This window comes from uncultured Maribacter sp., from assembly GCF_947496775.1.
Classification (GTDB): domain Bacteria; phylum Bacteroidota; class Bacteroidia; order Flavobacteriales; family Flavobacteriaceae; genus Maribacter_B.
The window spans coordinates 217,746-230,944 of the sequence record NZ_CANMDU010000007.1; the positions used below are offsets into that span (position 1 = coordinate 217,746).

General features: G+C 34.0%; 6 protein-coding genes and 1 pseudogene. 4 read left to right on the plus strand and 3 right to left on the minus strand.

All coding sequences use genetic code 11. From position 1 onward, the window contains the following. Positions 1–2: 2 nt before the first annotated feature. Together Q0856_RS12830 and Q0856_RS12835 are read right to left on the minus strand one after the other, a co-directional pair. On the minus strand, positions 3–293 hold the full coding sequence (locus Q0856_RS12830; RefSeq protein WP_298475097.1) for a DUF1272 domain-containing protein: 291 nt from the start codon (positions 291–293) through the stop codon (positions 3–5). 7 nt (positions 294–300) lie between these two features. Further along, positions 301–828, minus strand: a complete 528-nt coding sequence (locus tag Q0856_RS12835) for a GNAT family N-acetyltransferase (protein WP_298505601.1) — start codon at positions 826–828, stop codon at positions 301–303. A 39-nt stretch (positions 829–867) separates the two neighbouring features. On the opposite strand from Q0856_RS12835, the gene Q0856_RS12840 reads away from it, so the two are divergent. Next, positions 868–2,418 carry a PLP-dependent aminotransferase family protein gene (locus Q0856_RS12840; RefSeq protein ID WP_298505605.1) on the plus strand — a complete coding sequence of 517 codons (1,551 nt, stop codon included), beginning with the start codon at positions 868–870 and terminating at the stop codon, positions 2,416–2,418. Between the two features lie 120 nt (positions 2,419–2,538). Here the strand turns inward: Q0856_RS12840 and Q0856_RS12845 are convergent, their stop codons facing one another. Then, on the minus strand, positions 2,539–4,221 hold the full coding sequence (locus tag Q0856_RS12845; RefSeq protein ID WP_298505608.1) for a glutamine--tRNA ligase/YqeY domain fusion protein: 1,683 nt from the start codon (positions 4,219–4,221) through the stop codon (positions 2,539–2,541). 359 nt (positions 4,222–4,580) lie between these two features. Between Q0856_RS12845 and Q0856_RS12850 the strand changes: the two genes are divergently transcribed. The 3 genes and pseudogenes from Q0856_RS12850 to Q0856_RS12860 all read left to right on the plus strand — a co-directional run. Then, positions 4,581–6,836: a gliding motility-associated C-terminal domain-containing protein gene (locus tag Q0856_RS12850; protein WP_298505611.1), complete on the plus strand. Its 2,256-nt coding sequence runs from the start codon at positions 4,581–4,583 to the stop codon at positions 6,834–6,836. Between the two features lie 4 nt (positions 6,837–6,840). Beyond that, complete coding sequence (locus Q0856_RS12855; protein ID WP_298505614.1) at positions 6,841–8,892, plus strand: type IX secretion system membrane protein PorP/SprF; 2,052 nt, start codon at positions 6,841–6,843, stop codon at positions 8,890–8,892. A gap of 295 nt (positions 8,893–9,187) precedes the next feature. Then, positions 9,188–13,199, plus strand: a pseudogene (locus Q0856_RS12860) (hypothetical protein); the annotation flags it as partial.

The window sequence follows — 13,199 nt, forward strand, 5'->3', positions numbered from 1 at the left end:
CCTTATCTATTTTCTGGTTGTATTTTTTTGAATTTTTCCAATACTGTTTTAAACTTTTTTGGGTCCACTGGTTTAAAAACCTGGACTACAGTAGGAGAATTCTTTTCTAATTCCTTCTTAGGCCTAATTGGTCGTTTTTCAAAACCACCACCACAATTTGGACATACATTAAAAAGTATGTGTTCTACACAATCCCTACAAAAAGTACACTCATAAGTGCAAATCATTGCTTCTATACTATCAGGCAGTAATGCCTTGTTACAATTTTCACACGTTGGCCTTATTTCTAACATACCAAAATTATTTAAGCTGCTTATACATTACATAAAGTTCAAAATCATTTTTTCCAATAGAATATCCATGCTTACCCATAGTTAGATATCCGTAATTTTTATAAAAATCTATTGCCCTTTGGTTACTATCTAAAGCAGATAGCCAAATAGCTTCATACCCTTTTTCTAAGGCCGCCAGTATAAGCGTTTTATGTAATTTTTTTCCAATTCCTAGAGAAAGAAAATCGCTTAAGACATATATTTTCTGTAATTGACAAATATTAGTATCCTCTAGAAATTCATTTTCTGAATTTAATTTTAGTTTCCCGTATCCCACAGGAAGCCCCTCTATAAATGCAACAAAAAAGGCATTATTATTTTTTCCAATTCCTTTTTTTATTTTATCTACCGCAAAGGTTCTATCCAAATATTCTAGCAAATCCTGTTTGTCCGAAAAAAGATTTCCAAAAGTTTCTGTAAATGTAATTCTACCCAAAAGAGCAATAGAAACAGCATCTTCCAAAGTAGCTGGCTTTATTATTATTCCCTTTTCCATTGTATTATATCTTAAATATGGAATAAAATTAGTACATTCATGGACTACTTAAGTAATCCAGAATATAAAAATCGAGTAGTCCAGATGATTCCGTATAAATCAATTGTTAAACTTTATAAAGACAAAAAGAAACCGTTATATCTACAACTGGCCAATCAACTTATGCAATTAATTAAAGAGGGCACTCTAATATCGGATGCACCTTTACCTAGTTCAAGAAAGTTAGCCGAACTTCTAAATCTTCATAGGAAAACAGTTATAGCGGCTTACGAGGAACTACAATTACAAGGATGGATTACTACAATACCCAAAAAAGGTACCTTCGTAAATTCTAAAGTACCCATAATTGTACAAAAGGATTTTAAAGTCAAGAATGCAATCAACAAAAAAACAATAGCGGGCTTTACATTTTATAAAAATAAAGAACTAATTCCGCATACAAACAACCAGAAAAAAGAGCTAATATATATTAATGACGGTGTTCCTGACACCAGACTAGCTCCTTTAAAAGAACTTGCAATTATATACAGAAATATAGTATCCAAAAAAAATACTATACAGTATATAAATTACGGTACAACACACGGCAACAATGATTTAAGAAGAGTATTGGCTATTTACTTAAACCAAACCAGAGGTTTAAAAATTACCGAAGAAAACATTTTAATTACCCGTGGAAGTCAAATGGGAATCTACTTATCTTCCCAATTAATTATAAAACAAAAAGATATCATCGTTACTGGTGAAACCAATTATATTTCAGCCGATAGAACTTTTCTTCACCAAGGAGCAGAAATAAAACGAATAAAAGTAGATACCAACGGTTTGTGCATTAATGACTTGGAAAAACTATGTGCAACTACCAAAATAAAAGCCATTTATATAACATCGCACCATCATCACCCGACAACCGTAACACTATCTGCAGAACGCAGAATTGCTATTTTACAACTAGCTAAGAAATACAACTTTGCAATTTTAGAAGATGATTATGATTATGATTTTCATTATAGCCATTCCCCAATACTACCATTAGCTAGCCATGATACTAACGGAAATGTAATTTATTTAGGCTCCATTTGCAAAAGTGTTGCCCCTGTTTTTAGAGTCGGTTATATGATTGCCACCAAAGATGTTATTAATGAAGCAGCTACTAGAAGAAAATATATAGATAGGCAAGGGGATGCTCTTTTAGAAATGACCTTTTCTAAATTTATAGCAAATGGAGATTTACAAAGACATACCAATAAAGTGTTGAAAATTTACAAAGAACGAAGAGATTTATTTTGTAAACTCATAAAAGAAGAATTAAGCGAATTTTTAGAATTTGAAATTCCAAAAGGAGGGATGGCAATTTGGGTCGTATTACATAAAAAATACAAATGGAAACAAATTGCGGAAATTTCTGAAAAACACAATTTGAGAATTACAGACTGGAAAAATTATGATCCCACAAATTCTGGTCATAACGGAATGCGTTTTGGTTTTGCATCTTATACTTTAAAAGAAATAGAAATTTTAGTGTTACGTCTTAAAAAAACTCTAGAGGAAGTAAAAAAAGAAAATAACGGACATTTAAAGCATTGTTAACAGACAACTCAAGGCTTTACATTGTTTTTCTAAAAAAAGTGCTCAAAACGCATTAAAAAAAGTCAATAGAATAAAAAATACCAATTATTATTTTTTATTCTATTGTTAAAATTTATACTTCTATTTCTCCGCAATTTTGGCCCAAGAATCTCTTAAACCAACTGTTTTGTTAAAAACTAATTTTTCGGTGGTAGAATCTGGATCTACACAAAAATAACCTAAACGCTGAAATTGTACTCTGTCTCCAATTTTAGCTTCCTTAAGATGAGGCTCTAAATATCCTTTAATTACTTGTAAGGAATCCGGGTTTACAAAATCCATAAAATCTTTCTCTTTATGCGTATCTGGACTTTCATCCGTAAACAAACGATCGTATAAACGAATTTCGGCTTCTACCGCATGTTTTATAGAAACCCAATGTAACGTTCCCTTTACTTTTCTTAGGCTTTCTTCAGTGCCGCTACCACTCTTACTTTTTGGATCATATGTACATTGTACTTCAATAATATTCCCATCGGTATCTTTCGTACAGGACTCAGCCTTAATAATATACCCATTCTTAAGCCGAACTTCTTTCCCTAGTTTTAATCTAAAGAATTTCTTATTAGCTTCCTCCCTAAAATCTTCTTTTTCTATATACAACTCTCTTGAAAAAGGTACTTTTCTGGAGCCAGCATTATCATCTTCAGGATTATTTTCAGCATCTAACCATTCTTCTTCTCCTTCCGGATAGTTAGTTAGGACAACTTTTAACGGATCTAATACACCCATAACCCTAGGTGCAACTTTATTTAAATGATTTCTTATCTGAAATTCTAATAAAGAAACATCTATTAAATTGTCTCTTTTAGCAATACCAATGGTATCCGTAAAATTATATATAGATTCTGGTGTATACCCTCTTCTTCTTAAACCAGAAATGGTAGGCATTCTAGGGTCATCCCAAGAAGAAACAACTCCAGTTTCCACTAGCTTTGCCAGTTTTCTTTTACTAACTACGGTATGGCTTAAATTTCTACGTGCAAATTCTCGTTGCCTAGGCCTTACCTTGTTTTCATCATAAACCTGGTCCAAAAACCAATCGTATAACTCGCGATGCATAGCAAATTCTAGGGTACAAAAAGAATGCGATACTTGTTCTATATAATCGCTCTCACCGTGTGTCCAGTCATACATGGGATAAATACACCAATCGGTATTTGTTCTATGATGCGCCTTGTGCAACACACGATACATAATAGGATCACGCATTAACATATTAGAAGAAGTCATGTCTATTTTTGCTCGTAAAACGTGAGTTCCTTCCTCAAATTTTCCTTCTTTCATTTGATTAAAAAGAGCCAAATTCTCTTTCACAGAACGATTTCTATTGGGACTATTAGTTCCTGCTTGGGTTGGAGTGCCTTTTTGAGTCGCCATTTCTTCGGAAGATTGATCATCTACATAAGCCTTTCCTTCTTTTATCAAAATAAGCGCCCAATCATAAAGCTGCTGGAAGTAATCCGACGCATACCGTTCGGTATCCCAGGTATAACCCAACCATTCTACGTCTCTTTTAATAGCGTCTACAAACTCTTGTTCTTCCTTTGCTGGGTTCGTATCGTCAAAACGCAAATTAACCGGCGCATTATAGCGTAATCCAAGACCAAAATTTAAGTATATAGAACTGGCATGCCCAATATGCAAATACCCATTAGGTTCAGGTGGAAAACGGAAACGTAAATTCTCTTTAGGAAAGCTATTTCTTAAATCTTCCTCTACAATGTGCTCAATAAAATTCAATGACTTTGAAGTCTCACTCATCCTCTGCTATTTTATTCCCTCTAGCGGGTTTAATATCCCAATGCTTAGATTGAAATACATACGATTTGTTCATAATAATTACATCTGGATTAATCCAGAGTTATTTGCCCAGCAAAAGTAGCAAAAATGCAGTAATACTGGTACTTAAAATACACTCACCTTACAATAAAAGCGTTTCACAACAGTTTTATATAGCCATACAACATTAAATTTATATACCCATAATTAAAAACCATATTTGTTGTTGTATAGTATTGCATTACCGATGAACGGTAAAATAGACTATAATTCTGAGACACTAAACGTGACAGAACACCCAAATTAAAGAAAACAGTAGTAACCCAAAACTACCCCTACTTATGAAACGAAAATTACTATACAGTAACGCTTTGCTTTTAATGTTCTTTCTTTTTTTAAGTTCATTTACGCTTAGCGCTCAAGCAATAATAATAAATGCTCCAACTCCCATTGACAATCCCAATTTAGGCGGCACTTCTACATGGAGTGTAATATGTGCAGGCGCGAATGGCGGGTTTAATGAATATTTTGTTAACATCACTTGGTCTGGAACAGCAAATTCTGGAAATGAGTTTATTTTAGAACTATCCGATGCTAATGGAGATTTTAGTTCAGCAACGGAATTGAAGAAAATAACAGATCAAAATAGTAATAACAATTTTGATACATTCTTTGCTATCCCAACAACGACAAGAGGTAATGGATATAAAATGCGTGTTCGTAGTACAGACCCGGCAAAAATAGGCCCAGAATCTGCAGCATATAATATGTACTATATGGATATAACATCTAATCTTAATGTTAGTGAGTTAGGAGATGGTGTTCCACCAGGTAGCATTTGTAGTGCCACTGCAATAACATTACAAGTAGATAATATTCCGAACCCAGAAACCTACCAATATATATGGTACAGAAGTGGAACAGAATTAACTTCAGAAAAAGGGCATACTATTAATGTAACCCAAACTGGAGTATATTATGCATTTATAGATTATGGTTCAATCTGTACGGGTAATGGTAATACAGATTCTAACTGGGTAGATGTTACTATAGGAGCAACAGGTTCTGGTATTGCTATTAATAGCCCTACTAATACAGCATTATGTAATGGAGATACAGAAACGTTATCCATAAATTTAACAGACCCAAGCTGGTCTTACCAATGGTATAAAAATGATATTGCCATTTCCGGAGCTATCGCAAGCACCTATACAGTAGATGCATCTGTTACAGGCTTCGAAGGGGACTACCAGGTAGAAATTTCTGGAGCAGGAATATGTACTGAAAAATCTACTAATCTTACCATTACTAATGCAGACAACTTTACAGCTGCCAGAAACAATGCAGCCAATTTAGTAATTCTGCCGGCACAACCAGAAACATTAAGTATAACAACAAACGCTATTTCACCAACCTACCAATGGTATAGAAATAATACCCCTATAAGTGGTGCAACCAATAGTACTTTAGACATAACCGAAGATGGTACCTATTATGCAGAGGTAACACAAGGCGGTGGTACTTGCCCGGGAACTACAAGAAGTTCAGATAATACTATTGCTGTAGTACCTAGTTCTTTTGAAATTATCGCAGATTATGCATCAACCTATACAGCATGTGTTAGTACTTCTATTATTTTAGAAGTGCAAACTATAAATGCAATAGAAAGTGATGGAACAAAAACAGATGTAACAACATCCTTAATAGACTCTTTTAATTACCAGTGGAGAAAAGATGGTGTCAATGTTAGTGGAGCAACTAGTAAATCTATTAGCTTAACAGATACTCCTGAAAACGGAACATATACTGTGCAAGGCATCCTTAATACTTACAATGATACATCGGAAAATTTAACAGTTCAGTTACTAACAAGTGAAACCGTAACTATAAATAGCACCAGTACTGTTTATTGTAGTTCTAGTGATATTATTACTATTTCTACCACCAAAGATCTATCATCCGAAACATTTTCATGGGAATTAGACGGGACATCTATCAATACCACAGACCCAACTATAACAGTCACAACAGCAGGAACATACCGACTGGTACTAGACAAAAATGGATGCTCTTTAAACTCTAATGACATAGTTATATCTCCATTAGATTCGAGCTTAATAACCTTAGATGTAGATGGTGAGGTTATCTTTCCAGAAGGAAGTTCTAAAACCGTTACAGCAAATGGAGGTACAGCATATCGTTGGTTAGATAGTAATAATATTGAAATGGGAACAACAAACTCCTATACTTTTACAGAAGAAGGAAATTATCTTCTTATTGCTAATATTGACAATTGCGAAATTAGCAAGCCAGTTACTGTAGTATACCAAGATCTATTTAATGTGCCAAATGTTATAACTCCAAACGGAGATGGTGCAAATGACCAATGGGTAATTCCAAACACTTACTCTAATAAGTCCGATATAAATGTCGTTATATATACCGATAAAGGAATAGAATTATTGAATGTTATGGGTTACCAGAATAACTGGCCACAATCTACCACAACATTTGCCAAACAAAATATGGTATTTTATTATGTTATAAAAAATGCCAACGAAACTCTTAAACAAGGTACAATTACAGTTATCCGTTAATAAGATGAAACTAAAAAAATTAACCAGCCTATTACTATTTGCTTTCTTAGCTTTTACTGCGGTAAATGCTCAAGAAGACAATCCTACTTTGCCATATGAAGTAGCCTCGCAAAACCTTTTAAAATACAACCGTTTTTTAATAAACCCCACATTCTCGACGGTTAGAGAAGATAAATCTTATATAAATCTCTTGCATAGAAACCAATCCGCAAGTTTTGAAAATAACAACCAAACTTACTTTTTAAGTTATAGTGGTAGAATGGGCGACCGCAGTGGATTGGGACTAAGTCTGTACACACAAAGAGCAGGTATTACCGATAATATTGGTGTTTTGGCCAATTACGCTTACGGTATTAAACTAAGTGATAAAAGCAATTTTACTTTTGGTGCCAACTTAGCGTATTACAGTAGTGGAATAAACTTAAATAGAACATCGCAAGTAGATATAAATGACCCAAGACTAAATGGGGCACAAGATCAAAATATACTATCCTTTCAACCAGGATTCAACCTTTCTTATGGTAATTTTGATGTTGGTGCATTCGCTGAAAACCTATTCGATTACAACTTAAAAACTAGTGAAACACTAACAGAATTTAAGGATAAAACATATTCTGCCCATTTACAATATACCCATCAGTTTAAAAACTCTTCCGGTGTAATGGAAAATGCTAGATTAATGCCTTTGGCAAGAGTAAAAATGGAAGGAGAAGAAGATGTTAAATTAGGAGGTAGTTTATTATTAGATCTTCCTAAATTAGGCTGGATCCAAGGTGGCTATGATAGTTTTTACGGAGCATCTGCCGGTATAGGTTTTAACCTTAATAGAAGACTTTCTTTAGGATATACTATGGAAAAAGGTTTAAGTACAGATATTGATAATTTAGGTGTTACTCATGAAATTTCCTTTGCTTATTCCTTTACACCAAACCTTACAGAAGATCGTGTAATGCTAGAGGATGACTTTGAAGACGAATTAGCAGATAATTCCACTATAAAAGCAGAAGATTTAGCAACTAATGATGAACTAGAAGCTTTAAAGAAAAAGTTAGCGGAAAATGATGAAGTACTTGCCGAATTAATGTTTAAACAAGATTCTTTAGAAGCCAATAGACAACAAGATTTAGAACGTAGATTTAATTTGGTAATGAAAATGGTTCGTAGCGAAACCAATGGTCAAAGACCAGATGTGGAGAAAAGAGCAGAAAACTTATTCTACACAGGAAGAGATAAACCTGCTGTAGCTCAAATAGACAATACTACTAAAAGAAAAGAAAATAACACAACCTATACTGCACCAAAGGTTACACCAAAACCTACAAGCGCACAAGACAATACACAACGTACAGATTATGCTTCTACAACACCAACTCAAGAACCTATAAAAAGTAGAAAGTTTAAAAACTTAGATGGCGTTCAAGATGGTTATTATGTGGTGGCTAATGTATATAAAGGCGGCCAATATTTAGACAAATTTATAAATAAACTAGAGGATAAAGGTATTGCTGCAGACTATATAGACAATCAAAATAATGGGCTTAAGTATGTGTACCTAGAACGTTATGATACTTGGGAAGAAGCAGCTGAAGCCTATAAAAGTAATATGAATGGCAGCTACGAGGGCTCCCTTTGGATTATGAATGTAGATAATAAATACACTAATGAAGCTTATGCTAGTAATGTAGATAAACTAAAAGAGAAATCTTCTAAATACAATACAGATAATTTACAATCCAATGTTATTGTAAAAGACAATATTGCTGCTACAGAACCAACAACAAAAACATATAAAATTGATGGAGCAAATTCTGGATACTATATAATTGCAAATGTATTTGCTAATCCTAATAATGCTAACCGATTTGTAAAACTGTTAAACTCTTATGGCTTAAATGCCAGTTATTTTATTAATCCAGAAAACAACTACCGTTATGTATATTTAAAAAGACATGAATCTTGGAATAATGCACTTATATCTTACTACTCCAAAATAAACGATTCTTATGATGATAAAATGTGGATTATGAGAGTTACAAGAGAAGAAGAAATGGCATAAACTAAAAAAGAAAATGAAGAGAAAAACTGTATTTAAAAAAACATTGTTGTACTATTTTTCTTGATTTTTAGAAAAATTTATAAAATATTAAAACGATAAAACCCTCTGTAAATAGAGGGTTTTATCGTTTAGTAACACTAGTAAAATATGCTTTCACAACAATAATATACCATGTTACAACAATAAATTCTACAGCTCGCTTATAAAGTTAATATTTGTTATTAGAAGATTCCCCAATCTCAGTTGAAAGACGCATCTGAAATTTGGGACTCTACTGAAACTAAGAAGCGACCAAATGAAAGCCATTACTTTTAAGAAACCAAACCTACTATTTTTTATACTATTCCTTTTTATAGGATTCACAGGATACTCGCAAATAAAAAACGACTTTGATGTTCGATATTCAGCAGATATTCGTGGTGAGCTAACTTTCATAGCCAACAACATTGTTAACCGACAAGTAGATGGGTATTGGATAGGAGCATGGGAAGGAAGAGGAAGAAATAGAAGATGGAATCCACAAGCTACTTGGGTGCCACCAGTATCTCCTAACGACCCATATAATGATACGGGAAGTACTTCAACATCAAATGACAGTCACAATATGCAATATATTGATGTTGATGGAATTGTTGATAGCGATGGTGATGGTAATGATGACACCTTTAGTTCTAGTAGTGCCACATTAGATGTTCCAGATGAAGGTTGCGCCTTAGTAAGATATGCTGGTCTGTATTGGGGTGCCGTTTATGTAAACTCGGACAGGAGCAATATAGACAATATAAAATTTAGAACTCCAAATGGTACATACCAAGATTTAACTGCAGACGAAATCCTTTTTGATGGTAATGGCGATACAGATTTTGGATATTATAGCCCATATACTTGTTATAAAGATGTAACCTCTATAATTACAGGTCTTGCAAATCCAGATGGAGAATATACCGTTGCCAATGTACTTGCTAGTAATGGTGGTGGAATTTCAGGTGGAATTTCAGGTGGTTGGTCCATGGTAATAGTTTATGAAAACCCCAACTTACCTGGTAGTAAATACATTACCACTTTTGATGGTTATGCCGGGATTGCATCAGCTGCTCCAGATGTTGAAATTCCAATAAGTGGTTTTACTACATTACCAGCTCCTTTTAATGTACGTGCTAATATAGGTGTAGCGGCTCTAGAAGGAGATAATGCATTTGGTGGTGTTAATGGCAATTCGGGAGATGGTTTAGCTATTAATGCAACCATTCCTTATGACCCTATCGCTTTCACTCCATTAAACAGTACCGTAAACCCTGTAGATAACTTTTTTAACTCCAGTATTTCCATTGACCCAAACATAGTAACAACACGTAATCCTAACAGTACAAACACTTTGGGTTGGGATGTAGATTTATTCCCTGTTACCAATGTCCCTAACAACAATGTAATTCCTAACGATGCTACTAATGCCGTCTTACGCCTTAACTCCGATCAAGACAAGTATGATGTTTTCTTCGTTTCCTTTGATGTAGAAATTATAGAACCCAATATTGTATTAGAAAAAAGAGTAAATACCCCTGGCGGTGTAGATATTACAGGGCAAGGGGTAAATCTTGGACAGACTCTAGACTATGTATTATCTTTTCAAAACATTGGTAATGATGATGCGGATAGTTATACTATTAGAGATGTTCTTCCTGTAAATGTTGCTCCGCCAAATGGAACAGACTTTACAGCTGCAGACATGGTTTTACCAACAGGCGTAACTTATGTTTATGATCCAGCAACACGAACCGTTACTTTTACCATACCTAATAATTTAGTAGAACAAGGGCTTACTCCTTATTCCATTCGAATGCGTGTACAAGTAGCAGAGAATTGTTTTGATTTTGTTAATGCTTGTTCCGATTTAATAGAAAATATAGCCTATTCTACTTATAGAGGAATAGAAAATTCAGCAGTAATTACCGATGATCCTAGTGTTACAGATTTTAACGCTTGTGGATTTATAATTCCTGGAGCAACGAACTTTTTATTAGATGATCTTTCTGACTGTAGTTTTGAAAGAACGGTTGAACTATGTGGTAATGAAGCAATATTAGATGCAGGAGATGGTTTTGGAGGATACGAATGGAGAAGAGATGATAATAATAATGGCATTTTTGACCAAACGGATACCATAATAACCGATGGCGATCCAGACAACGACCCAAGTACAATAATTGTTACTGAAGTAGGTACTTATATTGTAGATAAAGAAGATCTAGATCCGTGTAAAGGTTTTAAAGAAATAATCCATGTAGAACCTTATGGAACAGGGAGTATTACAAACCCAATAATTGAATATTTTAATGATGTAAATAGCGATATTGACCCTGCAAATGATTTAGCAGGTGAAATTGTTCAATGTAGTATAGATAATGATGAATTGCCTAAACTATTTTTATGTGGAATTAATGATACCAGACTACTTCAAATTAACATATTAGATACGCAAAACATAGTATGGGAAAGGTTAGTTGAGGGTAGTTGTCAAGGGGATGACCCTGGCGATGATTGCGCAAATAAAAATTTAACATGCGACTGGAATGAAGTAAGTACAGGTAATAACTACCTTGTTAATGATGCTGGTAAATATAGATTGTCTGTAACCTACCAAAACGGATGTACAAGTCGTTTCTATTTTAATGTTTTTCTAAACACTCTACCTATATCATTTACAAAAAAAGATATAATTTGTTCTACAGATGGATATATTAATATGAATCCATTAGGAGCTGGTTATGGTTACCAATTGGTAGATGATGCTACTGGTAATGTTATAATCCCTTTTAGTGCAAATAACGGCCCTAATTTTGATTTTGGAACAGGAGAAAATGGAGCATATAGAGTACAAGTAACACAACTAGACAGCACTGGAACTCCAATTGTAGATGGTTGTATTTTTGAAACTCCAGTAATTGGTATTGTAGAAAGAGATGTACAGTATAATGTAAATGTTACTCCTGCAAACTGCACTACTTTAGGCACAGCTACAATACAGGTGACTAATGCAGATGCAAAATATTACTATGAAATCAGATTAAATGATGGCTCCAATGGAGGACTAGGAAGTATTGTTGACACTAGTACGGCTGCTGAAGATGATAATAATTTTACTTTCACAGGTTTAAATGCAGGCAATTATATAGCCTACGTAACAACAGAAGATGGTTGTTCTTATAATGAACAAATTACTATTATAGATGAAAATGATTTAGACTTAACGGCCCTAGTATCGCAACATATTAGTTGTAAAGAAGGCAATATTCAAATGGATTCAGACGGTGGGCAAACACCACATACCTATGCCATTTGGGAATATGTTGATGAAACAGGCACAACTATAACATCATACCCAACTATTAATGATATACCTCCTTCAGAATATCAGACCAGTGTAATTTTCGATATTCTAGAACCAGGAGACTACACATTTGTAGTAGTAGACAGAAATAGTTGTCATGCAATATCAAATACCGTAAGTATTGAATTTCAACCTGCAGCAGAATTTGACCCAATATCTATTACAGATGTATTGTGTTTTGGCGATACTACGGGATCTATTCAATTTAATCTGCTAAGTGCCAACGGTTATCAACTTACATATTATTTATTTAATGCTGTAGGTTTTGATGAAGACAACTATAACCTAGCAACTGCTTTAGATACAAATACCTCGGGTTATTTTCCAGATTTAACAGCTGGTGATTATGCTATAGCAATTAACCAAAGAAAAGGAAGTTCTTCTTGTGATTACTTTGAATATTATTCTATTTCTACTCCTAGTACTGCTTTAAGTGCAGATTCATCACTTATTAATGATTATACTTGTACACAAGACGGAATCATAGAAGCTCAAAATGTAACTGGTGGTACCGCTCCTTATGCGTATAGTATAAATGGAGTTACTTTTATTCCAGATACAACCCCTAACGCACATAGATTTGAAAATTTAACTGAAGGAACTTATACTATAACAGTAAGAGATGCTAATGGTTGTTTATTTCCAACAGACCCAATAACATTAGATCCTCTAAATGAACCTAATGATTTAACTTTTACTGCAACAGCTCCTAATTGCCCAGCACAAACATCTAATGTAACAGTATCTGTAGTAAACGGTAATACTCCTTTTGTTTTTGATATTATTGCACCATCAAACATTACAGCTACTTCCATTTCTGGTTCTGCAGCAAATTTTGACAATCTTGCTCCAGACACCTATACTTTTAGAGTTACTGACAATAAAGGGTGTATATATACCGAGAACTTTACAATAAACC